20 protein-coding genes are annotated in these 25,633 nt (G+C 41.6%); 4 read left to right on the top strand and 16 right to left on the bottom strand.

The genetic code is table 11. The features are described 5' to 3' along the window. Nucleotides 1–12: 12 nt before the first annotated feature. The 16 genes from dnaK to T501_RS12110 all read right to left on the bottom strand — a co-directional run bounded on the left by dnaK (nt 13) and on the right by T501_RS12110 (nt 20,171). A complete protein-coding gene (dnaK, locus tag T501_RS12185) occupies nt 13–1,890 on the bottom strand; it encodes a molecular chaperone DnaK (RefSeq protein WP_044915077.1) in 1,878 nt (625 codons plus the stop codon). Between the two features lie 140 nt (nt 1,891–2,030). After that, nucleotides 2,031–2,738 carry a nucleotide exchange factor GrpE gene (gene grpE / locus T501_RS12180; RefSeq protein WP_026509599.1) on the bottom strand — a complete coding sequence of 236 codons (708 nt, stop codon included), beginning with the start codon at nt 2,736–2,738 and terminating at the stop codon, nt 2,031–2,033. Nucleotides 2,739–2,758: 20 nt separating this feature from the next. Beyond that, a complete protein-coding gene (gene hrcA, locus T501_RS12175) occupies nt 2,759–3,790 on the bottom strand; it encodes a heat-inducible transcriptional repressor HrcA (protein ID WP_044915075.1) in 1,032 nt (343 codons plus the stop codon). Nucleotides 3,791–4,139: 349 nt separating this feature from the next. Further along, entirely contained in the window at nt 4,140–4,709 is a 570-nt protein-coding gene (locus tag T501_RS12170) for a DUF6465 family protein (protein WP_049945664.1), read from the bottom strand. An 89-nt stretch (nt 4,710–4,798) separates the two neighbouring features. Next, nucleotides 4,799–5,995 carry a pyridoxal phosphate-dependent aminotransferase gene (locus T501_RS12165; RefSeq protein ID WP_044915073.1) on the bottom strand — a complete coding sequence of 399 codons (1,197 nt, stop codon included), beginning with the start codon at nt 5,993–5,995 and terminating at the stop codon, nt 4,799–4,801. A 44-nt stretch (nt 5,996–6,039) separates the two neighbouring features. Then, the gene (locus tag T501_RS12160) at nt 6,040–6,957 is read right to left on the bottom strand and encodes a glycosyltransferase family 17 protein (protein ID WP_442856372.1); all 918 of its coding nucleotides are present in this window, start codon (nt 6,955–6,957) and stop codon (nt 6,040–6,042) included. Between the two features lie 22 nt (nt 6,958–6,979). Next, a complete protein-coding gene (locus T501_RS20315) occupies nt 6,980–8,038 on the bottom strand; it encodes a glycosyltransferase family 2 protein (RefSeq protein WP_026509605.1) in 1,059 nt (352 codons plus the stop codon). Continuing rightward, complete coding sequence (locus tag T501_RS12150) at nt 8,035–8,811, bottom strand: DUF5672 family protein (protein WP_242832948.1); 777 nt, start codon at nt 8,809–8,811, stop codon at nt 8,035–8,037. Before T501_RS12150 ends, T501_RS20315 begins: the two co-directional genes overlap by 4 nt. After that, nucleotides 8,798–9,844 (bottom strand): O-fucosyltransferase family protein, encoded by a 1,047-nt coding sequence (locus T501_RS12145; protein WP_026509607.1) that lies wholly within the window; start codon nt 9,842–9,844, stop codon nt 8,798–8,800. Before T501_RS12145 ends, T501_RS12150 begins: the two co-directional genes overlap by 14 nt. A 2-nt stretch (nt 9,845–9,846) precedes the next feature. Beyond that, entirely contained in the window at nt 9,847–11,733 is a 1,887-nt protein-coding gene (gene asnB / locus T501_RS12140; RefSeq protein ID WP_044915071.1) for an asparagine synthase (glutamine-hydrolyzing), read from the bottom strand. Between the two features lie 302 nt (nt 11,734–12,035). Continuing rightward, on the bottom strand, nt 12,036–13,091 hold the full coding sequence (locus T501_RS12135) for a prephenate dehydratase (RefSeq protein ID WP_242845523.1): 1,056 nt from the start codon (nt 13,089–13,091) through the stop codon (nt 12,036–12,038). After that, nucleotides 13,051–16,629: a transcription-repair coupling factor gene (gene mfd, locus T501_RS12130; protein ID WP_044915070.1), complete on the bottom strand. Its 3,579-nt coding sequence runs from the start codon at nt 16,627–16,629 to the stop codon at nt 13,051–13,053. Before mfd ends, T501_RS12135 begins: the two co-directional genes overlap by 41 nt. Nucleotides 16,630–16,638: 9 nt before the next feature. Next, on the bottom strand, nt 16,639–17,214 hold the full coding sequence (pth, locus tag T501_RS12125) for an aminoacyl-tRNA hydrolase (RefSeq protein ID WP_044915069.1): 576 nt from the start codon (nt 17,212–17,214) through the stop codon (nt 16,639–16,641). Nucleotides 17,215–17,388: 174 nt separating this feature from the next. Next, nucleotides 17,389–17,709, bottom strand: a complete 321-nt coding sequence (gene spoVG, locus T501_RS12120) for a septation regulator SpoVG (protein ID WP_026509612.1) — start codon at nt 17,707–17,709, stop codon at nt 17,389–17,391. A 72-nt stretch (nt 17,710–17,781) separates the two neighbouring features. Then, nucleotides 17,782–18,900: a glucose-1-phosphate adenylyltransferase subunit GlgD gene (gene glgD, locus T501_RS12115; RefSeq protein ID WP_026509613.1), complete on the bottom strand. Its 1,119-nt coding sequence runs from the start codon at nt 18,898–18,900 to the stop codon at nt 17,782–17,784. Then, the gene (locus T501_RS12110) at nt 18,900–20,171 is read right to left on the bottom strand and encodes a glucose-1-phosphate adenylyltransferase (RefSeq protein WP_026509614.1); all 1,272 of its coding nucleotides are present in this window, start codon (nt 20,169–20,171) and stop codon (nt 18,900–18,902) included. Before T501_RS12110 ends, glgD begins: the two co-directional genes overlap by 1 nt. 456 nt (nt 20,172–20,627) lie before the next feature. Between T501_RS12110 and murC the strand changes: the two genes are divergently transcribed. The 4 genes from murC (at nt 20,628) to T501_RS12090 (ending at nt 25,570) form a co-directional block, all read left to right on the top strand. Further along, entirely contained in the window at nt 20,628–22,013 is a 1,386-nt protein-coding gene (gene murC, locus T501_RS12105; protein ID WP_044915068.1) for a UDP-N-acetylmuramate--L-alanine ligase, read from the top strand. A 338-nt stretch (nt 22,014–22,351) separates the two neighbouring features. After that, a complete protein-coding gene (locus tag T501_RS12100; RefSeq protein ID WP_049945665.1) occupies nt 22,352–23,365 on the top strand; it encodes a DnaD domain protein in 1,014 nt (337 codons plus the stop codon). A gap of 27 nt (nt 23,366–23,392) precedes the next feature. Continuing rightward, entirely contained in the window at nt 23,393–24,361 is a 969-nt protein-coding gene (locus T501_RS12095) for an ATP-binding protein (protein ID WP_044915067.1), read from the top strand. Nucleotides 24,362–24,373: 12 nt separating this feature from the next. Continuing rightward, nucleotides 24,374–25,570 carry a ribose-phosphate pyrophosphokinase gene (locus T501_RS12090; protein ID WP_026509618.1) on the top strand — a complete coding sequence of 399 codons (1,197 nt, stop codon included), beginning with the start codon at nt 24,374–24,376 and terminating at the stop codon, nt 25,568–25,570. The last annotated feature ends 63 nt before the right edge of the window (nt 25,571–25,633 follow it).

Below are 25,633 nucleotides of genomic sequence, written 5' to 3'. Positions count from 1 at the left end.
GAACAGTAACGATTATACTTCTCTGTAGTCACCGTCTACTACATCATCGTTTGAGCCTGCGTCTGTGCTCTGAGCACCTGCTCCGCCCATGTTCATGTCGGGGCCTGCCTGCTGACCAGCTGCACCCTGTGCGCTCTCATAAACCTTTGCGAACAGTGCCTGTGCATCTGTCATGAGCTTTTCCTTCTGGCTCTTGATTGTATCGATCTCGCTGTCAGTAAGCTCACGATCCTTAGTCTGCTCAAGTGTATCCTTAAGAGCCTTAAGATCAGCTTCTACTGTCTGTTTCTGAGAAGGATCGATCTTATCGCCTACTTCCTGAATAGCCTTCTCTGTCTGGAATACGAATGAGTCAGCTTCGTTGCGGGCATCAATGCCTTCCTTACGCTTCTTATCCTGAGCCTCATACTCCTGAGCTTCCTTGATAGCCTTATCGATATCCTCGTCAGACATGTTGGAACCTGCAGTAATTGTGATGTGCTGCTCCTTACCTGTTCCAAGATCCTTAGCTGATACGTTAACGATACCGTTTGCATCAATATCGAATGTAACCTCGATCTGAGGGATTCCTCTCATTGCCGGAGGTATTCCATCAAGACGGAACTGTCCAAGTGACTTATTATCCTTAGCGAACTGTCTCTCACCCTGAAGAACGTTGATATCAACTGCTGTCTGGTTATCAGCTGCTGTTGAGAATACCTGGCTCTTCTTTGTAGGAATTGTTGTGTTACGCTCGATAAGTCTTGTAGCTACACCACCCATGGTCTCGATTGAAAGTGAAAGAGGTGTTACATCAAGAAGAAGGATATCGCCTGCACCCTCATCACCTGCAAGCTTACCACCCTGGATACCTGCACCTATAGCTACGCACTCATCAGGGTTGAGGTTCTTTGAAGGCTCATGTCCTGTAAGCTGTTTAACCTTCTCAACAACACAGGGAACACGTGTTGAACCACCAACAAGAAGGACCTTGCCAAGGTCTGAATAATTAAGACCAGCATCCTTCATAGCGTTCTGAACAGGGATAGCACTTCTCTCTACAAGATCATGGATAAGTTCTTCAAACTTAGCTCTTGTAAGATCCATATCAAAATGCTTAGGACCTTCTGCTGTAGCAGTGATGAAAGGAAGGTTGATGTTTGTTGTTGTTGAAGCAGAAAGCTCTTTCTTAGCCTTCTCTGCAGCTTCCTTAAGTCTCTGCATAGCCATCTTATCGCCTGAGAGGTCTACGCCCTCTTTAGCCTTAAATTCTGAAACCATCCAGTCGATGATCTTCTGGTCGAAGTCATCACCACCAAGATGTGTATCACCGTTTGTAGAAAGAACTTCGATGACACCATCACCAATCTCAATGATTGATACATCGAATGTACCACCACCAAGGTCGTAAACCATGATCTTCTGCTCTTTCTCGTTATCAAGACCATAAGCAAGAGCTGCTGCTGTAGGCTCGTTGATGATACGCTTTACTTCAAGACCTGCAATCTTACCTGCATCCTTTGTAGCCTGACGCTGTGCATCATTGAAATATGCAGGAACTGTGATTACTGCCTCTGATACTGATTCGCCGAGATACTGTTCTGCGTCTGATTTCAGCTTCTGAAGAATCATAGCTGAAATCTGCTGGGGTGAATACTTCTTGCCATCAATTGTACGGCCATTATCTGTACCCATATCTCTCTTGATAGATGATATTGTATTCTCAGCATTTGTTACAGCCTGACGCTTAGCAGGCTCACCTACAAGACGCTCGCCATTCTTTGTAAAAGCTACGATTGAAGGTGTTGTTCTTGCACCTTCTGCATTAGCTATAACTGTGGGCTTACCACCTTCCATAACAGCTACGCAGCTGTTAGTTGTTCCTAAATCGATACCTATGATCTTACTCATTTTATTTTCCTCCGTATGAATAATTTACATAATCAATTGCTATACGGATTGCTTCGATATGCTCCCGCAATCCTACAACTATTCGGAATCCGCATTAACATGCTACTTCCTCATTTTGTAACTATGAATTCCTATATCAATCATTTTGCAACGGCTACCATGCTGTGTCTGAGCACCGTGTCGTGATACATATAACCCTTCTGAAGCTCCTGGGCTACGAATCCTTCCTCATATTCTTCGCTGTCAACCTGCATTACTGCGTTGTGGAAATTAGGATCAAATTCCTTTCCGACAGCCTCTATGGGAGTTACACCAAGATCCTCCATCTGCTTCATGAGCTGCTTGTAAATCATGTTCATTCCATCAGCAAAAGCGGAACCCTTCTCTTCTTCGGGAACAGCAGCCAGTCCCCTTTCGAAGTTGTCTACAACGGGCAGAATCTTTTCAAGTACATTAGCTGCACCATTGTCAAACATCTGCGCCTTTTCCTTATCTGTTCTCTTACGGAAGTTTTCAAACTCCGCAAGCTGACGCATATATTTATCCTGCATCTCTTCAAATTTCTCTTTGAAGGGGTTCTTCTTTTCCTTTTTACCGAATATGCTCTTCTTCTCGCCTTCAGCATTTTCTGCTGCTTTATCAGTATTCTCAGCATTTGTTCCGGCAGTTTCATTCTCAGCAGCTTCTGCTTCTTCCTCAGCAGCTTCTGCTTCTTCCTCAGCGGCTTCTGCTACTTTATTAGCTGCATCAGCAACCTCTTTTGCCTTCTCAGCAACTTCCTGCTGAAGCTCCTTTGCTGTTTTCTTTCCGGACTCTGTGTTAACGTCCTTCTCTACTTCCTTACTCACTTAAAACACTCCTTATGGTTCTATTCTTTTTTATATAAATCATCCAGAGCTCTCATCATGTTTTTAAGTGCTCCGACAACTTTGTCATAATCCATTCGCTTGGGTCCGATGATACCCACCGTACCTCGCATGCCTTCACCCAGATCATATGTCGCTGTGACGACGCTGCAATCCTTCATGGACTGTACGGGTGATTCATTTCCTATATAAACCTGAATTCCTGTCTCTTCTGTGCTGGACTGAAGAGTACTCTCAACAAAGCTTGTAAGATCACTCTTATCCTCAAATGTGGTAATAAGATCGCTGGCCTTCTCCTTATCAGCAAGCTCAGGATATCGGAAAATGTTATTAGCTCCGCTTGTATATATCTGCAGGTCTTCATCTTCTGTAATTGCCTCAGCAGCGGCATCGATTATCTTACCTATGATATCGCTGTGGATTCCGGCCTCCTGCTTCATTGCCGTTATCAGTCCAAGGTTGATATCCTCTACCGACAATCCCGCAAGTCTTGTGTTTAACAGGATGTTAAGCTTTAGAATGTCTGCCTCTGAAAGTTCCTGAAAGCTCTCAACCATGCGGTTCTTGATCATGTTACCTTCTATAACAATAGTTGTAAGCAGATGCTCTTCATCAACTCTTGATATCTGTACAAATTTCAGCTTATTCCTTCTGATCATCGGAGCCGAGATCATTGAAGCATAATTGGTATCAATTGCAAGTGTCCTTGCTACCTGCTTAAGGAGCTTCTCAAGCTTCTCTTCTTTATCAAGAAGCATCTCCTTCATGTTCTCAACTTCCTGTTCCTTTTCAGCAAGCATCTCGTCTACATAAACACGATATCCCTGATCTGAAGGAATTCTACCGGCAGATGTATGTGGCTGTACTATAAGCCCCATCTCCTCAAGATCTGCCATCTCATTCCTAATAGTGGCTGAACTAAGATTCAAGTCTGTATATTTAGAAATGGTTCTGCTTCCTACAGGCTCACCGGTCTCGAGGTAATTACGGACGATTGCATGCAGTATTTTCTTTTTTCTGTCATCCAGTTGCATCCATTCACCTCTTTCTTTTTATGTTAGCACTCATTAGGGTTGAGTGCTAACATCTTCTGAGAATAAGTTACCACTATAAATTAGGTATGTCAAGAACAAAGAGTCACTTTGTGACTCTTTATACGTTGGTGCGCGCAAGCTTTAGCTTGCAAAATTCATCTGCGCACCAGTCGCATCCATAGCGGAGCGCTTTTTATTCAATAGGAAATCCGAAGGAATTTCCTATTGAATTAAAAAAATCCCTGAAGGATTAAAAATCCTTCAGGGATTTGAATTTTTATATTATTGAAGTCCGATTCCCACGCTCTTCCCGGTAAAGCCAGGTAAAAACGCAATATTCTGATTCTCATTACAAAGCAAAATCAGCGTGAACCTCACTGTTTACTACAAAGTAAACTCTGCCATCTTCAGGCTTTACATAAAGCTCAAGAGTCTTGATCTCGGAAACATCTCTTCCAAGGTCATACTGCCATACATTCTTGGCATTCTCTACAAATGTGTCATAAGTAACACTCTTATCAGCATACTGAAGAACAACATTTGTCTTTGTATCAGGTGTCTTAGCAGCTGTAGCCTTCTTAGCAGGCTCTTTCTTTGCTGTCTCCTTCTTAGGCTCTTCCTTCTTTGCTGTAGCAGTCTTTGTAGCTGCTGCTTTCTTTGTTGCAGGCTTCTTTGCTGCTGCCTTAGGTTCTTCCTTAGTTACAGTTTCTGTCTTCTTGGCTGTAGTTTTCTTTTCTGCAGTCTTCTTTGCAGTAGTCTTCTTTGCTGCACTCTTCTTTTCAGCTGCCTTTGACTCATCTTTCTTAACTTCAGCCTTAGGTGCTTCTTTTACTTCTTCTTTCTTTTCTGCAGCAATTACCGGTTTCTTAATAGTTGCAATCGGCTTTAAAGCTGCTTCTCTCAACTTGTTTTCAGCCATATCTCCCTCTCTTTCCTCAAGGACACATCCTTAGCGTTTTTGCAAATTTATCATTACGTTTTTGAGTTTAGTACAGTTTTCTCTAAAAGTCAACATTTATGCGCTTTTAGGCCTGCTTCTATTCTGTCAAGCGCCATTTTAAGCGCCTCCATGGATGAGGCAAACGAAATTCTCACGAATCCGGGCGCAAAATAGGCACTTCCAGGCATTGCAGCCACATGATATTTCTCCAAAAGATATTCGCAAAGATCTGTATCCTTTTCTATCAATCCGGCCCCTTCATATTCTTTTCCCAGAAAAGCGCTTATATCGAAGAATGCATAAAATGCCCCCTGGATATCCTGACAGATAACTCCCGGAATAGCCTTAAGCCTCTCCTGCACATAGTCTCTTCTCTTCTGGAATTCAGCAACCATCCTCTGCACAGAGTCCTGGGGCCCGTTTAAGGCTTCGACTCCCGCATACTGTGAAATACTGGGCGGTGTAGTGGTTGTCTGACTCTGAACCTTTACCGAATTGGCGATCACGTCTTTTCTTCCGCATACATATCCAAGGCGCCAGCCGGTCATGGAATAGGTCTTTGAAAACCCATTAACAACAATGGTCCTGTCCTTCATTCCTTCTATAGAAGATATGCTGAAGTGACGATTCTCTCCAAATATTATTTTTTCATAGATTTCATCGGAAATAATAAAGATGTCCTTGCGGACGGCAATACTTGCAAGCTCCCTCAGCTCATCCTCGGTGTAAACCCTTCCTGTCGGATTGTCGGGAGTGCATATTATAACAGCCTTTGTATGCTCATTACAAGCATCCTCAATGGCTTTAAGATCAAGTGAAAAATCAGAATTTCTATTAACAAGAACAGGCTTTGCACCTGCGAGAGTTATCATATCAGGATAGCTTACATAGCAGGGTGTGGGGACAATAACTTCATCACCCTCACCGGCCACAGCGCAGAGCGCAGCAAAAAGTGCCTGCTTGGCACCGACCATGACAGCAACCTCATTAGTCTCATAAGTGACACCATTGTCCTTACTGAGCTTATTTATTATAGCCTCCCTAAGAGGCGCTATACCGTTTCCGGCAGTATACTTTGTAAAATCTTCATTGATGGCCCTTATTCCCGCCTCCTTAATATTATCAGGCGTTGGGAAATCAGGTTCTCCCACATTAAGCGAAACGATGTCTTCGCCCCTTTTTTTCATCTCCTCCACCTTGGAAAAAAGTGCTGTGGTAGGCGAGACTCTAAGTGCAGACATCCTGGCAGATAAATTTGTACTCATAATCCTCCTCCGGACAAAACCATTTACAGTTGTTCCAAATACAGTTACTTAAGCATCCTCCTCAGCTTGTGATAAGCTTTTCTGCAAAATCTCCCGGCTGTGATATCAATCTTATGGTAAAGCCTTGAAAACGGTGTGATCACAGGCATCACAAGATAATCATATTCCCCAATATGCTCTCTCAAATACTCCGGGTAAGTTTCATCTATTTCAACTCTTTCGAATTTTGCATCTCTTCCAAATATATCCTGGCCAAGAACCAGACGATCCATGGTCTCTGCCAGTATTTCCCTGTCATTGTATTCCTGGTGTGCTGCAGCCTTAACCTTTACTCCAATCCTCTTTGCAGGATTATCCTCGTGCTGACCTCCCATGTATCCAAAATGCCAGCCTCCATCCTCAACCCTGATTGAGCGTTTGTCATCCACTGGCACCAGATCTCTTAACCTTACCATTCCTTCCTTTGGAATGTTGTCAATTGATGTAACCTTGGTTCCAAGCCACTTTCTCTCAGAATCCGGGATGTTTGGGAAATCACCGGTAATCGATAAAAGCTTGCCGGATTTTTCCTCCATATTAAAGAAAGCGTAAAAATTTCTCTGAGCCAGATGATAAACCTTTGTCTTATCAAAGTTATCGATTATATTTTTAAGTACTTTCGGATTGGGTATCTCATCAGCATCCCCAAAAAGAATCACATCATCACCTGTTGCTCCCACCTTCTGAAGCCCCTCGATCAGATGATTTTTCTGAAAATAATCCCTTTCGTGAGTAAGAGCTTCCTTAGGAGTATCAGTTACTACCACATACTCAATTCTGTCCAGGAACTCACTGAACTGTTCCTTATTCTTTTCAAAGCAAAGCTCCTTTTCCTCGCCGGAAAAAGTCATCGTTGCTTCTTCAATTATAAATTTATCTACATAAGGACTGAGTATGTTCAGCCTTAACTTTAATATGTCCACCTCATTAAAAAATGGGATGCAATCATATACCATTTTTCCTGATCCTCGCTTTAATAAAAGACTTTAATTTATGCTTTCTGCAGGAAAACATAAGAGCTCTTCCGGGATTATTTGCCATCTGAAGAGAATGCACAAAAACATCTTCCTCCGGAGCCCATTTGGGAAGTTCTCCCTTTGCATATTCAATATAAAAACCGGAACTCATCATTTCTTTGAGTCTCCTCTTAATATCAGAAACTTGAAGCTCCGAATACAAGAGCTTTTTTAGCCCGATCGTACAGGTAAGGCTTTTTCTTTGCCTGATGATATCTGCATATTCACCCTTGCACCACTTATCTGCATAGATATCAAAAACCTCCCAGGCCCTTGCCTGATTATTTATAAACTCCGGGTGATAGGAGCCTGTCAAACCTTCCTCATTTATTCTGTAAAGATACAGTATGCGGTCAAGATATGCAATACCCTTTGCTCTATCAATTATCTTTGCAGTCTGGAGAAGATCCTCTCCATGATTAAGTCTCATCTCCTCATCTCCCAGGACAATATCATAGGCAAGGTCTCTTCCAAGGCACTTATTCCACATTGCATTAAGTGAATCTCCGCAGCACATAAGTCTGTAAAAATCCTTCTTTTCAGTAGGCCCGTATACTTTATTTTCTAAAAACGGGAATTTAAACATCTTTTGCTTAGGTGTATCAAGCTCTGCCGCATTATATAGGATCACATCAGGAGTTACCCCCTTTTTATCATACATATCTACTGCTTCTGCAAGATCACTTACAAGATTTTCACAGGCCTTATCATCAGCATCCATGAAAATAAGCCACTCTCCCGTGGCTTTTCTTATACCCTCCTGCCTTGCCTCATAGGCAGATGCCTTTCCTATATGAAAACTAAATACAGCATCATTATCACCGGCAAATTTATCACATATTCCGGCGCTATTGTCATCTGATCCATTTTCAATAAGCAGTATCTCTATTGAAGTTTGCTCCGGAAGCCTCTGACCAAGCGCAGACAAAACTGACTCTTCTATGTACTTTTCAGCATTATGAACAGGAATGATCACTGAAAACTTCATGTAATATTGTGCTCCCTCTTCCATTTATCAGATCTTCGCCAGAAAAACAGTGCTGTAATCATATGCTTTAATCTCTTATCCGGGCTGTAGAACTTAGGGTAATCCTTATTTTCACCCCACCACTTATGGAATACAAAGGGCTCAATCCCCTTATTTTCAGGAAGAGGATGCTCTCTTCCAAATTTCACCGCTGTCTCAATAGGTGCCCACTTAAGTCCGTGAGCCTCCATCTCATTTTTATTAAGGCAGCATAAAAATACATCCTCATTATAAAAACCATCATAGACCTTGCGCCATTCAAGATGATGCTTTACAGGATACTCCAGCAGCCTCTTTGACCTGATGGATACGCTGTTTCCAACCCTGCATATCTCTCCATTACTGTCCCTGTAAGCGTAATCATTTGTGGGAAGCGGCCAGGGTGAGCCTATATAATCATATTTCAAAAATTCATCCGACCAGTTCTCAGGATGAATAACAAAACCATCGGCATGTACTATGAGCACATAGTCAGTCTTAATATGCCTTCCCAGCTCATAGACCATTTTATAGTTGAATTTATCGATGTTATCAAGCTTTGTGGTATAGCTGAACCTTATGTCCTTTGGCAGATAAAACGGCTTCTTGTCAGTTATAAGTACCGCATCACCAAACTCTATATCCCGCATGCTATATTTCATAGCCTGTACTGTTTCATATATGTCAACGCTTGTCATCGCTGCAATCGTTACATTTGGAAGCCTCAGCTTCTTTTTACTATCATTCATTTCCATAAACCTTTATTATTCCGCATCTTCTCTCCAGAGAACGTAATATCTTCAGAAGAAAAAATCTTCCATATATCAGCTTTCTCCTGATATTCTGGAAAAAGGTAACAAACCCGTTCGGTTTTATGTTTCTCCTTTTATACAGTGCGGATTTCTTTTTATATTCCTCCAGCTCTGCTCTGCAGTCTTCAGCCGTAAACAGTTCTCCCTTTTTATCCTGGTAGGTCAAAAAGCTGTAAATATTCTGCTCTGATGACCAGAATCCGTCTGAAACATTGTGCCTTGCCCAGTATTTGGGAGCTATGGCCTTCTTTAATTCCGTGCTGGACATCACCGGCATCATGGCAAAAGAAGAATTGGACAAAATAAGATATCTTGCATTCTTTATGGTGACATAGTCCTTGCCCATATCAAAATGGTGGCACTCATACTCAGGAAGAACCTTCCTGGCAGCCTCTTCGTCCTCAGTGACCACCATAAATCTCATCTTCGGATTTATTTTTTTCATATTCTTAATAGCATTTAGCCAGTAGCTTCTATCAAGAAAAAGCTCCGGTGCATTTGCGTACTCGCCGCCTCTCATATTGATGATACAAAGATCATCGGCAGTATATTCATAGGACTCAGCCTCCTCTTTTACATGAAGCCAGTCCCTGATTTTATCCCTGTATTTCTCAAAATACGACTGATCCTGAAGATTACCGTATATAAGCGTATTATCTTCAATTTCAAAGAGCCTTGCGTCCGCACCTGAAATATAACATCCGTTTGTCATATCATGGACGGAATTCCCCATATACAGTCTGTCATCCTGCTCATGAAAAATATGATATTTCTCCATATCCTCCCTTGGAATCTCTATACCAAGATCGATATCCATGAAATACATTCCCTTATTTGAGTGGAATACATTTCCCACCTGACCGGGATTTACAAATCCAAAGGGGACACCTTTTTCCTCAGCCAGACATCTGGTTGTGACATAGAAAAAAAGCTGGTTTCCAAGCCCATACCCCTTAATAAATTCAGCGCCTATCATAATTACCTCAAAAATTCCTCTTCATACCATTGCTGGAACATAAGAATATACCAGATCTGAATTCGATAAATTCCATTCTCTGTATAATCAGTCCAGATTTTCTCAACAACATCAGGGTCAAGAATGCCCTGCTGCCTGATCTTCTCCTTATCAAGGAGTCCCTCTGCCCATTCGCGAAGGTCGCTGTCCAAAAGCCATTTATCGATCGGGATAGAGAATCCTTTCTTCGGGCGCTCCATCATCTGCTTTGGAACGTAGCGATATAAGACATCTCTCAGTACCTGTTTCCCAACATTGCCTTCCCTCAGATAGTCTATAGGAAGTGTCCAGGCAAACTCCACAACATCCTTATCAAGCATAGGCACACGGGTTTCTAAGGAAACAGCCATTGCTGTTCTGTCAACCTTAACAAGTATATCATCCGGATGATATACAAGCATATCCATCAGCATCGTCTCATGATTGACTTCGCTTAAAAATCCATTTTTAAGTTCAGTGTATTTATATGGAAGGGTTCCTTTTTTGAGTGCAATTTTCTTTGTAAGAGGATCTGTCTCATGCTCCATTCTGTGAAGTTCAACCGGTCCCTCTGCCCCAAGAATAGTACCCTTTATCCTGTAGATTTCTTTCTTTGACAAAGGTGATGCAAGAACAAGTGCACTTGCAGCTTTTCTCACAGGATATGGAATACCGTGCATCTTACCCCAGATTCTGCTTATTGATTCATAGGATGTATATCCGCAAAACAGCTCATCTCCGCCATCACCGCTGAGCGATACCGTCACATGATCCCTTGTCATCTTACTTACGAGATATGTCGGAATCTGTGATGAGTCAGCAAAAGGTTCCGCAAACATATTTGCAAGCTTTGGAATAACTGCTTTTGCATCTTTCTCTGTAATATAAAGCTCCGTGTGCTTTGTCCCGAGATGCTTCGCAATCTCGCCAGCGTATACAGCTTCATTAAAAGCCTTATCCTCCATGCCGATCGTGAAGGTTCTGACCTTTCCGGGCTGCAATTCCTGCATGAGCGCCACTATCGTACTTGAATCAATACCTGCTGAAAGAAAAGCTCCAACGGGAACATCAGCCACCATCTGATCTTTAATGGACTCTTTTAAGAGTCTCTCCAGTTCGTCTGCTGCTTCCTTTCTGGTTCCTGTAAAGATATTATTCTGGCCCTTCTTCGCAACTTCCTTCATGGACCAGTATACCGTTTCAGTAGTTGTAAGTGTCTTTACATCAATAGTAAGAATAGTCCCTGCCTCAAGTTTATTTATATCCTTGTAGATAGTGTAAGGCGCAGGTATATACCCTTCTGTAAAATATATATCAAGAACATCTGTGTTAATGGCATTATCAAAACCTTCGATCACTCGAAGACATCCAAGGTCAGAGGCAAAAGCAAATGCTCCTGCAACTTTTCCATAATATAAAGGCTTCTCGCCGACTCTGTCCCTTGCCAGAGTCACTGTCTGAGTATCCTTGTCATATACCGCAATACCAAACATACCCTTACACAAAGAAAGAGCCTCTTTCATTCCATAATATTCAATGGCTTCAAGCAAAACCTCCGTATCAGAGCTTCCTCGAAAATCTGACTCTTTGGCATAGCCATCATTTATGAGCCTTTGCTTAACATCCTTATTATTGTAGATTTCCCCATTGTAAACCATTACCATTCTTCCTGAATGGCTGACCATAGGCTGTGCACCATTCTTGGACAAGTCCACAATAGAAAGGCGCCTGTGTCCAAGCGCCACTTCCCCGTTTTCACTTATGAAGGTTCCCTCATCATCCGGACCTCTGTGCAGCATACGCTCATTCATTTTCCGGATATTATCTTCTGCATCGCCACGGAACTTAATAAGTCCAGCTATTCCACACATACAATATCTTCCTCGTTGGTGTTATTTTTTCTTAGTTAAAAATCGGAAAGTAGAAATTCTATTTCACTAATATAACATGACTTCTTTAATGCAAACAAGAAAATGCACCAAAGAATCGCTTAACAGAACAAAGAGTCGCTCGCGACTCTTTGCGCGCTGGTGCGCGCAAGCTTTAGCTTGCAAAATCCTCGCGCACTCGCGGAGTGTTTTCCATCTTACAGGAAATCCGAATAAATTTCCTATAATATGAAAAAAGTCTGTATCATCACTACCCGGATACAGACTTAATCAGCAGCCTTATATTACTCAAGATTTTCCACAAAGTTTCCAAATATCCTGATATCAGTAACTGTACACATAAGTGCTTCCACCACGCGATTCATATCGGTAGACATCAAATCTCCTGTAAATTCAGCAAAAAACATATATTGCCATTTCTGCTCCGGTATGGGTCTTGATTCCAGCCTCACCAGATTCAGGCCGTATATTCTGAACACTGTAAGTGCCTCATGAAGAGCACCTGCCTTATGCTCTGTTCTGAAGCTGATGCAGATTTTATCTCTTCCTTCTCTCAGCTCCATCATGGGAGATACAACTACAAATCTTGTGGTATTTGTTCTGTTGGTATTTATACCTTCCCTTATTATTTTAAGTCCGTAGATTTCGGCAGCTCTTGAAGAACAGATCGCAGCTTTGCTTTTATCGCCAAGCTCGGAAACCAGTCTTGCACTCCCCGCCGTATCAGCCTGAGGAACCCTTTCCCAGTCTCTGTGCTCATTTAAGAACTGCTCACACTGGAAAATACCCTGCTCATGAGAAAAGACGGTTTTGATATCCGAGATATCGGCATCCGGAAGTACCATGAGGTTATGCTTTACTCTGACTGTCGTTTCGCCAACCATATAGCACTGGTACTGAGCCAGCAGATCATACACCTGCCTTATGGCACCTGTGGAGGAGTTTTCAATCGGAAGTACAGCGTAGTCAGCTTCTCCCTGCTTTATTGCCTCAAAGGTATCCTCAAAATGAAGAAGCCCCTGACTTCTTACTCCTTTTCCAAAGAAATCTATGGCAGCCATCTCGCTATAGGCTCCGGGTTCTCCCTGATAAACCACCTTGGGATCAGCAACAGGTTCCCTTACATTTTTAAGTGCATCATGAAGTATCTCACAGGTTCCATCGCTCTCCCCAAGCTTTCTCTCAACCCGTTCACGTAGCTGCGTAATGTATCTCTCATTAACAATCTGTATCTCGTCCATGCTATATATCTTCCCTTTTCTTTTTTCATCCTCCGGATCAAAACATATCCGAAGAGTATTATCTTTTTCTATCCTCAGATAATACTTCCATCTTTTCAACAATCTCTTCCACATCCTGCAGAAGCTGTCTTTCTGCCTTTGCAGGATTATTATCCTTAGTATATTTATACAAAAACAACGGATACGAAGCAGGTCTGAAGGTTATTTTCTCATCACACGCAGCAATAAATGCCGGAATGTTTTCAGCCTTAAGTCTCGCATTATTGTTCATCTTGATTGCAAGCTCTCCGTTTCCACCCTTTATCTCCAGGATGTATAGTTTGTGAGCCTTTTCCCTGACAAGAGATATCCTTATGAGATTATCAACTGACTCAGGTATATCACCGAACCTGTCTCGCAGCTCATCTCTCATATCATCGCGGTCTCCTTCATTTTCTATGCCTGCGATGCGCTTGTAGATCTCAAGTTTTTGTTCCTCATTCACTATATAATCACTGGGAATAAATGCATCAACATCTATATCAACACTTGTCGAGAAGTCCTCCAAAAGTGCATCTGTCTCTTCGCCCTTTTTCCTTCGAACCGCCTCTCCAAGCATCTTGCAATAAAGGTCGTAACCAACAGATGCCATATGTCCCGACTGGCTTTTTCCCAAAAGATTACCGGCACCTCGTATCTCAAGGTCACGCATTGCTATCTTAAAGCCTGAGCCAAGATCTGTAAACTCTCTTATTGCAGATAGTCGCTTCTCAGCAACCTCACGAAGCATCTTGTTTCTCTTGTACATAAGAAAAGCATAGGCTGTTCTGTTTGATCTTCCGACACGTCCTCTGAGCTGATAGAGCTGGGAAAGTCCCATCTGATCAGAGTCATGAATGATCATGGTATTAGCATTGGATATATCAAGCCCGGTCTCTATGATAGTAGTTGATACAAGTACGTTTATCTCGCCGTCGATGAAGTCATACATGATTTTCTCAAGTTCCGACTCCTTCATCTGTCCATGGGCAAAGGATACGTTAACTTCCGGAACCAGCTTCTGAATCCTTGCTGCCACATCAGCTATATCATTTACTCTGTTGTAAACGTAATAAACCTGACCTCCTCTTGCCACCTCTCTGGAAATAGCTTCTCTCACCATCTCGTCATTGTATTCACAGACAAAGGTCTGAATCGGCTGTCTGTCCATAGGCGCTTCTTCAAGCACGCTCATATCCCTTATTCCAACCAGTGACATATGAAGGGTTCTCGGTATAGGTGTTGCAGACAGCGTTAATACATCCACATTTTCCTTGAGCTTTTTGATTTTTTCCTTATGTGTAACTCCGAATCTCTGCTCCTCATCCACCACAAGAAGACCAAGATCCTTATAGGTAACATCCTTGGATAAAAGTCTGTGGGTTCCTATTACAACATCAACCAGCCCTTTTCTCAGATCCTCTACCGTCTTTTTCTGTTCAGATGAGGTGCGGAATCTTGACATCATATCCACTCTTACAGGGAAGTCCTTCATCCTCTCTGTAAAAGTGTTGTAATGCTGCTGAGCAAGTATAGTGGTAGGTACTAATATGGCAACCTGCTTCCCATCCTGCACTGCCTTAAATGCCGCACGGATTGCAATCTCTGTTTTGCCGAATCCCACATCACCACAGACAAGCCTGTCCATAATCCTTGCCGATTCCATATCGTCTTTTGTATCGGCTATGGCAGTCAGCTGATCCTCTGTCTCATCAAAAGGAAAGGCATCTTCGAATTCCTGCTGCCATACTGTATCCTTGCTGAACTGGAATCCATTGCTGTTTTGTCTTTTGGCATACAGCTCCACAAGATCGTCTGCAATTTCTTCTACTGCAGTTCTTACCTTGTTCTTAGTCCTCTTCCAGTCACCGGTTCCAAGCTTGTTTAATTTGGGTTTTCTGCTCTTACCATCGGCACCTGCATCACCGCTTGCGTATTTCTGTATAACATTTAAGCCCGTTGCAAGGACGTACAGATTCCCGCCGTCAGCATAACTTATCTTAATGTAGTCTCTGACAACGTTGTCTGTTTCTATCTTCTCAATTCCTTTGTAAATACCGAGGCCATGATCCTCATGTACAACATAATCCCCAACAGTAAGGTCTGAGAATCCTGATATCTTCTCGCCGCTGTACTTGGATTTTGAACTCCTTCTTTTCTTCTTTTTATGTTCTGTGAAAATATCGCTTTCTGAAATAACCGCAAATTTCAGATCAGTATATTCAAATCCCTTTAAAATCCTGCCATAATATGTCATTATCTCACCGGATTCCAGCTCTCTCATGGGATTTTCACTATAAAAAGCTGTCACATTCTGATCCCGCAGATCCTCAACAATTCGCTTTGCCCTTGTTCTGGATCCGGATAAAATAAGTACCCGATAACCCTTTTTCACAAAGCCCTTCAGGTCATGAACCAGTGATTCAAAGCTGTTATTATAAGGAGCTATACTTCTGGCATGTACCTCCACCTTCTCCTCAGGCTCAAACTTATTTAGTCCCTCAGGAGCAGAAAGTGCTGAAACCATCACCCTTCTGGTGCTCTTCATCCTGGCAATACATTCATCCGCAGAATACAGAAGGTCCATCTGAGTAGGAAGTGCATACCCGTTCTCAGATCTGTGAATCATGCTCTCCCTGAATTCATTCTCCACCGCTGACGCATGCTCAAGTACATGCAGTGGTTCATCTATGAAAATACAGGATTTTCCTGCCGGGAATAGTTCCTGGAATGTAACCGTCTTGTCATAAAAGTATCTGATATAGCTCTCAAGATTTACCTCAAGCTCCAGTTCAGTAAGTTCCTCCTTTAATTCCTCAAAGGAGGTCTTTATCCTGTGAGCAGCTTCTGTCTTAAACTCATCCCTGAGCTTCTGATAGACGAGCTTTACTTCGCTCTCCATTTTCTTAAGCCCCTGCTTCTTTTCATCATCTGTTAAGATAATTTCCGCCGCAGGATAAATCTCTATGGATTCCAGCTTATCTATAGACCTTTGGGTCATAATGTCAAAGCTTCTGATATTCTCAACTTCATCTCCCCAGAGTTCAATACGATAGGGATTTTCCTCTGTGAGATCAAATACATCTATGATATCTCCGCGCACTGAAAACTCTCCGGGTGCGCCTACCTGATATACTCTGTTATATCCGATTTTGGAAAGAGTTTTAGCTATTTCTCTCTCATCTACCGGTTTTCTTTTATCTATCTTCAGAACATTATCCCTTATGACATCAATAGGAATCTGAGGTGTCATAAGGCTCGAAAAAGTCGTGACTACCGTAACAGGTCGTCCCTCTATAAGGCGTCTCAAGCACTTTATGCGCTCCCTGACTATATCATTTGAATGAATGTCTGCCTGATAAAAAATCAGATCCTTTGCAGGATAGACAGTAACATTCCTGTCATAAAATCTATAGTCCTCGCATATCTCCTTAACCCGGATATCACTATAAGTCACAATTATTCTGTATTTAAAATCCTGAGCAAGTCCTGCTATAAAATGTAGCTTTTGCGAATCCATACATCCGGAGACCTCCGCACATGCAAAAGGCTTTTCAAGATATTTATTTATTTTTTGGAATGCCTCCAGCTCCTGAAGGGGCGCTTCTATGGCTCTCATAATGACCTCTTATTCCGGCTTAACACCGTTCCACTTATTCATAGCTGCATTTACATCTTCTTCCATAATTGTTTTTACGGCATCTGCAGCATGTTCCATTGCTTCCATGACATATGCTGTGTCCTCCTTGTCAAAATGACCAAGAACCCAGTCCGCAAGATCAATTCTGGGTGGCTTTTTTCCAACCCCGACTCTTACTCTTGAAAACTCATCATGTCCAAGCTGTGCAATAATATTCTTTAATCCATTGTGACCACCTGCACTTCCGCCAGGACGGACTCTGATACGTCCGGGATCAAGATCTATGTCATCTGATATAACAATAAGCTCGCTCTTTGTATCAATCTTAAAATAATCCGCAACCGGTCTTATAGACTCTCCGCTTAAATTCATATATGTAAGAGGTTTAAGGAGAATCACCTTTTCACTTCCTATTCTTCCTTTTCCATACATTCCTTTAAATTTCATCTCTGTTAAGTCTATATCATATTTTTCTGATAAAACATCTATCACGCCAAATCCAACATTATGCCTTGTGGCGTTATATCTCTTCTCGGGATTTCCAAGTCCTGCTATTAAATACATATATACCTCGCTATGCAATCTTACCGGTAAGCCTGAATCTTCTTGCTTACCCGCTTAATTCCGTAAAGCTTATTATAAAGAAAATATCGCTATCCTGATACTAAGCCTTACATTAAATATGGGGAGCGACGAAAACGTCACTCCCCATATAATATAACACATTCTGAATTGTCATTAGAACAAACTTCCTACTCCTGCAGGTGCCTGCTCCTCTGCAACCGGTCTTGAATCGATTATTTCATCTGAAGCCTCATCATAGGCTTTAAGAATTGTATCCTGCAACAATCTACGTGTATCAGAATTAATCGGATGGGCAATATCACGATACTCTCCATCTACTGACTTCTTGCTGGGCATTGCGATAAACAAACCCTTGTCGCCCTCTATCACCTTGATATCATGAACGACAAATTCATTATCCAGCGTGATAGAAACTATTGCACGCATCTTTCCCTGCTTTGCTACTTTTCTGACACGAACATCTGTAATATTCATTCGATATATCCCCCTTTTTGTTGTTTGTTACTATACATAATGAATACAGATTACATTGCAATACTATTTATTTCAGATCACATATCTCTCGTTGTTCTCTACTACTACCTTAATATCATTCTCTCCTTTGTAATAGGAATTAGCCTGTATAGTACCGTGGCTCTCCACAATACAATTCTCAATGTGTGTATTATCTCCGATATAAACATCGTTCAGAATAATTGAATTCTTGATATAGCAATTATTACCGATAAATGCACCCTTGAAGATCACTGAATCCTCAACCATTCCGTTGATAATACATCCACTGGAAATGAGACTGTTGGAAACCTTGACACCAACATTATATTTTGCAGGTGGAAGGTCAATAACCTTTGTGTAAACACCCGGATACTCATTAAAGAAGTAATTCCTTACCTCAGGTTTGAGGAAATCCATATTTGTACGGAAATAATCCTCAACTGACGCGATGTTGTTCCAGTAGGTCTTGATCTTGTAACCGTAGATTCTCTTCATATCCTTGTAACGAACCAGGATATCCCTAACGAAGTCAAATCTCTCTTCTGTCTGCGCCTTCTCAATAAGCTCTATTAACTGTCTGCGTCTGATTACATATATACCGCAGGAAATTGTGTTTGATCTTGCCACTACCGGCTTCTCTTCAAATTCCTCAATGCGGCTCTCCTCGTTCATTCTGATAGTACCAAATCTCTCAGTATCTATATCTGCTGCAACATCCTTGCAGACAACCGTGATATCAGCCTGCTTTGAAATATGATACTCAAGGAGCTTGTTATAATCCATCTTGTATACACAGTCACCGGATGTGATAACAACATACGGCTCATGACAGCTCTTTAAAAAGCTGAGGTTCTGTGCAATCGCATCGGCTGTTCCTCTGTACCAGAGGTTACCGTTGGCCTTTGCAGCGGGAGTGAAAACATATAATCCTCCCTGCTTACGTCCGAAATCCCACCACTTTGATGAAGAAAGATGAGTATTCAAACTACCTGCGTTATACTGTGTGAAAACTGCCACTGTCTGAATGTGGGAGTTTGTCATATTACTTAATGCAAAATCTATACTTCTGTAAAATCCGGCTACCGGCATTGCACACACTGCTCTGTTTTTTGAAAGCTCATGCATACGATTGCTGCCGCCTCCGGCAAGAATAATTCCAATCGCTCTCACTACCTATCACCTGCCTTATCTAATGTTCTTCCGCTATCCAAAACTCCGTTAGGATAGTCTGCATCGGTAGTTACACCGGAGATCATTGTGTTCTTACCAACTGTTACACCATTAGGAATAACTGTTTTCTCTCCGATAGTTACGATTCCATCTCTGTAAATTCCGGGCTTGGTCTCATTCTGAACCTCATCGCCCTCACCAAGCTTAACATTGTTTCCAATCTTAACCTGCTCGGCAATTACAGCCTTCTCAATATTACAGTTTTCACCAATCTCTGTTCCGTTCATTATGATGGAATGGCTTACTACTGTTCCTTTTCCAATCTTAACACCGCAGCCGATTACTGAATTATGAACCTCTCCGTAAATCTCTGAACCCTCTCCGATAATACTTCTGGAGGTTGAGCTCTCAGGTCCGAGATACTGCGGCGGCTGTACTTCATTCCTTGTATAAATCTTCCAATACTCTTCGTAAAGGTTGAATTCGGGAACAATATCGATCAACTCCATATTTGCTTCCCAGTAAGATGTAAGTGTTCCTACATCCTTCCAGTAGCCGTCAAATTCATAAGCATAAAGTGATTGTCCTTTTTCCTTACAATAAGGAATAATATGCTTACCAAAATCAAGTCCGGGCTGATCCTGATTTGTAATGAGCGCTTCCTTCAAAGCTTCCCAGGAGAAAATATAGATTCCCATGGATGCAAGATTTGAACGAGGCTTCTCAGGTTTTTCCTCAAAGTCTACAATCTTCCTGTCTTCATCAGTGATCATGATACCGAATCTGCTTGCTTCCTCAATCGGAACAGGCATAACTGCAATGGTAACATCTGCACCGTTTGCCTTATGGAAATCAAGCATAGTCTCATAGTCCATCTTGTAAATATGATCACCCGAAAGGATGAGCACATAATCAGGATGGTAATTCTCCATGTACTCAAGATTCTGGAAAATTGCATTAGCCGTACCGGTGTACCATTCACTGTTGGCACTCTTCTCATAAGGAGGAAGAATTGTCACTCCACCGATATTACGGTCAAGATCCCACGGAATACCTATACCAATATGCGAATTAAGGCGCAGTGGTCTGTACTGTGTAAGTACACCCACCGTATCTACTCCCGAGTTGATACAGTTACTTAATGGGAAATCGATGATGCGGTATTTACCGCCAAATGAAACTGCTGGCTTTGCCATCTTTGACGTCAGAACGCCCAATCTGCTGCCCTGACCCCCCGCCAATAACATGGCAATCATTTCTTTTTTTATCATGCTAAGACCTCGTTGTCATATAATAATATTACAGGTTATTATTAGCAGATTTAAAAAACCCACCTCAAAAAACTACCAATTAAAGTATATCACATAAGATATTTAAAGTGAACGAATTTACAAAAATAGTCGCCTTTTTTTCCTAGTGTTTAGGAGTTTTTTCAAACTTTGACATAACAAAATGTTAGTAGTATCTTTTAGGTATATTTGTACATATGATGATAGTGTCAAAAGGTCATAATGCGATTATGCTTGCATAAATCGCATCATGACTCCTGACCCGCAAAACATGACGAAGTAGCAATTTACGCAGTAAATTAGCGGATTCCGAATGTTCTAGAATTGCGAGAGTTTCAAAGAAGCAAAGCAATTCGTATCATCAGTCATCAGTAATGGGTAAAATTTACTTTTGCCCCATACATCTTTTATATTAAACATAATTCAGAAAGGAACGACATGTATCAGATTAATTTTGATAATCCAATAAATGCATATTTTATCGGAATCGGCGGTGTTTCCATGAGTGGTTTGGCGATGGTTCTTAAGGATCGGGGTTTTACTGTAAGCGGTTCTGACCGCTCAGAATCAGATGCAACCAGATCACTTGAGAATGCCGGAATAAAGGTTTTCATAGGTCAAAAGTCTGAGAATCTCGAAGCAGCTAAAACGCCTGATCTTGTTGTGTACACAGCAGCAATACATCCTGATAATCCCGAATTTATCAAAGCTAAAGAGCTCTCTATCCCTATGCTTACAAGAGCAGAGCTCCTTGGACAGATAATGAAGCATTACTATCTTCCTGTTGCAGTTTCCGGAACTCACGGCAAGACAACTACTACCGGAATGATTTCCAAGATCATGCTTGAAGGCAATCTTGATCCTACAATTTCAATCGGCGGAGTATTAAAGGACATCGGCGGCAATTTCAGAATCGGTGGTTCTAAATATTTTGTTACGGAAGCTTGCGAGTACACTAACAGCTTCCTGAGCTTTTTCCCTGGTGTAGGCATCATATTAAATATTGATGCGGATCATTTGGACTTTTTCAAGGACCTTGATGATATCAGGAATTCTTTTCACAAGTTTGCCAAGCTGCTTCCGGAAAACGGTACTCTTGTAATAAATGGTGAGATTCCCAATTTGTCAGAGCTCACAAAAGGCCTTACCTGCAAAATAAAAACCTATGGTTTTTCAGATGAATTTGACTATTATCCCACTGATATTACATATGATGATTTTGGAAACGCTTCGTTCCATATTAATAGGAAGAATTCCGACGGTTTTGATATCTCACTTAAAGTTCCGGGCAAACACAATATCAGCAACGCCATGGCTGCAGCGGCGGCTGCCGATGTATTTGAGATTCCCAAAGCCGCTATTAAATCAGGCTTATGCTCCTTTACCGGAACAGGCAGGCGTTTTGAATACAGGGGTACTGTAGATGGCCTCACCATCATCGATGATTACGCTCACCATCCGACCGAGATCTCTGCTACATTAAATGCAGCAGGTAACTATCCTCACAAGAAGCTTTGGGTTGTATTCCAGCCACACACCTTCACAAGGACCAAAGCTCTTATGGATAACTTTGCAAAAGCACTTCTTCCTGCTGATAAGATTGTCCTTGCAGACATCTATGCGGCAAGAGAGACCGATAATCTTGGCATCAGTTCAAGGACATTAAAGGAAAAAATCGAATCTTTAGGTCATGAATGCTATTATTTTCCGTCATTTGACGAGATAGAAAAATTTCTTCTGCAAAATTGCACGAAGGATGACATGTTGATAACTATGGGGGCAGGGAATGTCGTAGATATCGCTAATGACCTTTTAGGTCTATGATTTTCCACGCTATCCACTTACACCTTATACAATTTAATTGAAATTTCATGTGGATAACTTCCGCCAATATCACTTGGAAACTTTCTAGTGATTTGGCGGTTTTCCATTTATTTTTTGCTACAATAATCCACGTTATCCACAATGTCCACAGAGGGTCCAAAATCCCGAAACCCAGTCGTAGTCTGGATTTTTATCGTCATTTTACCCATTTGCATACATATTTTTTTTGTGTATAATTCAAAACGAATTAGAGAGAATTATAAAAAAAATATGAAAAAAGTGGGTGAAGAAAGCACATGATGGGGCGAGTTACTATCAATCAGAATTCAATAATGTCTATGACATCAATTTCCAATATATTTATAGATGAATATCTTTCAGATGCAAACGATGCAGAGATAAAGGTTTACCTTTATCTTCTTCGTATGATGTGTTCAGGGACTGCAACAAGTGTCTCTGACCTTGCAGATAAATTTAACTACACAGAAAAGGACGTTCAGCGTGCACTCTCATACTGGGAAAATCTCGGACTGATCGGTCTTGAATACGATGCCATAGGACAGCTTGTCGGCATTCATATGCAGGATATTGTGCCCAAGAAACCTTCAAAGGTTACAAACCTTCATTCAGTACGTATTAATAATACACCGGACTTAACTGCTACAATTCCAAACGAGCAGCCAAGATACTCTGTTGTAAAAAAGCCTGTAGCCAAGAAACCCGAGCACAAGGAGAATCCTCAGATGCTCTTTGTTGCAGAGCAGTATTTTGGACGCACATTAAATCCCAATGAGATTAAAACCATCTATTATATACAGGATGATCTTGGCTTCTCAGAGGATCTTCTTGATTACCTTTTACAGCATTGCGCAAGCATGGGCAAAAAGGACTTTGATTATGTCCGCAGAGTAGCTATGGCTTGGCATGAAAAAGGAATAAAAACAACATCTCAGGCCACACAGGAAAACACTGCAAACAGAGCTGCTTATCAGATTATGAAAGAGCTCGGTATGCAAAATGCTCCTACTCCCGCTGAATTACAGTATTTTGACAGATGGCAGGGAGAATACGGTTTTTCTCTTTCAATAATAACTGAAGCCTGCAGAAGAACTGTTCTTCAGACTCAGGTTAAGCGCCTGCAGTACTGCGATGGAATTTTAAAGAGCTGGTATAAGGAAGGCGTCAAGACTCTTGCAGATGTTAAGGCTCTCGACTCCGCATTTGGCAGAGATACTGCCAAGGCAGAGATATCCAAAAAGGCAGACTCTGTGAAGTCAAGCAGTCGTTTCCATCAGTTTAAGCAAAATGATTATAACCTTTCAAGCATCGAGCAGCAGCTTTTGGATAATTAAACAGTTTAAAATCACGAGGGACCCGGTATGGCTTTGACAAATACACAATACGATGAAATCATGCACGACTATGAAAGAGTGCGCACCCTTAGAAGAAGTGAACTATCAAAGCGTATTAAATATGTAGAGGAGCATGTTCCCGGATATCTTGATCTGGAACAGGAGACCGGAAAATGCAGTGCTGCTTTCGGAAGACGTCTTTTGAGCGGAGAAAAGCTCGACAGAAATGATCTCCACAAACAGCTTGCAGAGATTACTTCCAGGAAAAGAAGCCTTTTAAAGGAAGCAGGTCTGTCACCGGATTACCTTCAAATGCAGTACGACTGCCCTATCTGTAAAGATACCGGCTACGTAAATAACGAAAAATGTGTATGCTTCAAACAGAAAATCATTGAGCGTCTTTATGCTCAGTCAAATATAAACAAACTTGCAGAGAATGCAAATTTCAGTCTGATGTCTGATGCATATTATCAGGGCGAGGATCTGGAGCGTTTTCGTGGTGCAGTTAAAACTTCGAAAGATTTTATTAAGAATTTTGAAACTTTATACCCAAATCTGCTCTTTTATGGTACAGTTGGTACTGGTAAATCGTTCCTTTCAATCTGTATAGCTAAAGAGATCCTTGATATGGGGCACTCAGTACTGTATTTTAGCGCAGCTTCGCTCTTTTCACTGATTCAGTCTAATACCTTCGATTTTAGAAAATCAGAAGAGCTCAGGGCCTTATATGATGACCTTTATAATACAGATCTGCTCATTATCGATGATCTGGGGACAGAGCATGTTACTAACACATCTATTCCCCAGCTTTTCACTTGCATTAATGAGCGTTTGAACCGGAATAAATCTACCATTATCACCACCAATTTTTCATTGGATGATATAAAGTCCATGTACTCTGAGCGTGTATCCTCAAGAATTGCCAGCTCATATCATCTATGCAAGCTGACCGGTAAGGATATTCGCATTATGAAAAAGGTACAGTATAGAAAGTGAGGAATTTTGGCAATGCCAAGAAGAGAAGAAAAACGCAACCTTGAAACTATTCCTGTTGGTTCACTTGGAATTATTCCACTTAAAGGATGTGAGACACTAGGGGAAAAGGTAGACTATTACCTTGTTAAATGGCGTCAGGAACGCGAAAACGAGCACAAAGGAAGTCTTGCTTTTACCGGTTATGAACGTCCCTCATACCTTTTGAACGCTGAAGTACCAAGATTTGGAAGCGGCGAAGCAAAGGGTGTCATCAAACAATCTGTCAGAGGTGACGACTTATATCTTATGGTTGATGTTTGCAACCACTCTTTAACTTATTCACTTTTTGGAAAAGAAAATCACATGTCTCCTGATGATCACTATCAGGATCTTAAGAGAATAATTGCTGCCGTAGGTGGTAAGGCAAGAAGAATTACTGTTATAATGCCTTTCCTCTATGAGAGTCGTCAGCACAAGCGTACATCAAGAGAATCTCTTGACTGTGCAATTGCTCTTCAGGAGCTCGTAAGCATGGGTGTCGATAATATCATCACATTCGATGCACATGATCCCAGAGTTCAGAATGCTATTCCGTTAAATGGTTTTGAAACCGTTCGTACAACATATCAGTTCATTAAGGCACTGCTCCGCAACATCAAAGGTCTCCAGATTGATTCAGACCATATGATGGTTATTTCTCCCGATGAAGGTGGTATGGGACGTGCAATCTATCTTGCCAGTGTTATGGGCTTGGATGTTGGTATGTTCTATAAGAGACGCGATTATACACAGGTTGTTGATGGAAGAAATCCTATCGTGTCCCACGAATTCCTTGGAACCTCAGTTGAGGGTAAGGATGTTGTAATTGTTGATGATATGATTTCCTCAGGTGAGAGTATCTTTGACGTAGCTAAGGCTCTTAAACAGAGAAAGGCAGCACATATCTACGCATTTGCTACCTTTGGTCTTTTCACAAGCGGTCTTGAGAAATTCGATCAGGCTTATGAAGAAGGTCTTATCGACAGAGTGCTCACAACCAACCTGATTTATCAGACACCTGAGCTTCTCTCACGTGAATGGTACATCAGCTGTGATATGAGTAAGTATATCGCTTACCTTATTGATACACTGAACCACGATGCTTCTATCAGTGATCTCCTCAATCCGGTAGAACGTATCAACAGCATTATCGCTCGTTACAAGAAGGGCGAACTCGATACTCAGAATTAACAAATAAGCTCCACCAGGCAAGATTTTATCAAGCATGGTGGAGCTTATTTATTAGTTTTTATT

The sequence above is a fragment of the Butyrivibrio sp. WCE2006 genome (genome assembly GCF_000701985.1).
Taxonomy (GTDB): Bacteria; Bacillota; Clostridia; order Lachnospirales; family Lachnospiraceae; genus Butyrivibrio.
Note: the sequence above shows the minus strand (reverse complement) of the source record. Positions and strands in the feature narration are given on the sequence as shown.

Excerpts from the sequence above, each read along its gene's own strand:
- asnB (WP_044915071.1), bottom strand. The coding sequence starts at position 11,733 with ATGTGTGGAATAGCTGGACTTATTAAGTTCCGTGGCGATGCAGAAGAT.
- mfd (WP_044915070.1), bottom strand. The coding sequence starts at position 16,629 with ATGAGAGCCATAGAAGCGCCCCTTCAGGAGCTGGAGGCATTCCAAAAA.
- T501_RS12145 (WP_026509607.1), bottom strand. The coding sequence starts at position 9,844 with ATGATAGGCGCTGAATTTATTAAGGGGTATGGGCTTGGAAACCAGCTT.
- T501_RS12095 (WP_044915067.1), top strand. The coding sequence starts at position 23,393 with ATGGCTTTGACAAATACACAATACGATGAAATCATGCACGACTATGAA.
- T501_RS12100 (WP_049945665.1), top strand. The coding sequence starts at position 22,352 with ATGACATCAATTTCCAATATATTTATAGATGAATATCTTTCAGATGCA.
- T501_RS12165 (WP_044915073.1), bottom strand. The coding sequence starts at position 5,995 with ATGAGTACAAATTTATCTGCCAGGATGTCTGCACTTAGAGTCTCGCCT.
- T501_RS12090 (WP_026509618.1), top strand. The coding sequence starts at position 24,374 with ATGCCAAGAAGAGAAGAAAAACGCAACCTTGAAACTATTCCTGTTGGT.
- dnaK (WP_044915077.1), bottom strand. The coding sequence starts at position 1,890 with ATGAGTAAGATCATAGGTATCGATTTAGGAACAACTAACAGCTGCGTA.
- T501_RS20315 (WP_026509605.1), bottom strand. The coding sequence starts at position 8,038 with ATGAAGTTTTCAGTGATCATTCCTGTTCATAATGCTGAAAAGTACATA.
- hrcA (WP_044915075.1), bottom strand. The coding sequence starts at position 3,790 with ATGCAACTGGATGACAGAAAAAAGAAAATACTGCATGCAATCGTCCGT.
- T501_RS12150 (WP_242832948.1), bottom strand. The coding sequence starts at position 8,811 with ATGGAAATGAATGATAGTAAAAAGAAGCTGAGGCTTCCAAATGTAACG.
- murC (WP_044915068.1), top strand. The coding sequence starts at position 20,628 with ATGTATCAGATTAATTTTGATAATCCAATAAATGCATATTTTATCGGA.
- T501_RS12110 (WP_026509614.1), bottom strand. The coding sequence starts at position 20,171 with ATGATAAAAAAAGAAATGATTGCCATGTTATTGGCGGGGGGTCAGGGC.
- pth (WP_044915069.1), bottom strand. The coding sequence starts at position 17,214 with ATGTATTTAATAGCAGGACTTGGAAATCCCGAGAAGAGATATAACGCC.
- spoVG (WP_026509612.1), bottom strand. The coding sequence starts at position 17,709 with ATGAATATTACAGATGTTCGTGTCAGAAAAGTAGCAAAGCAGGGAAAG.
- T501_RS12170 (WP_049945664.1), bottom strand. The coding sequence starts at position 4,709 with ATGGCTGAAAACAAGTTGAGAGAAGCAGCTTTAAAGCCGATTGCAACT.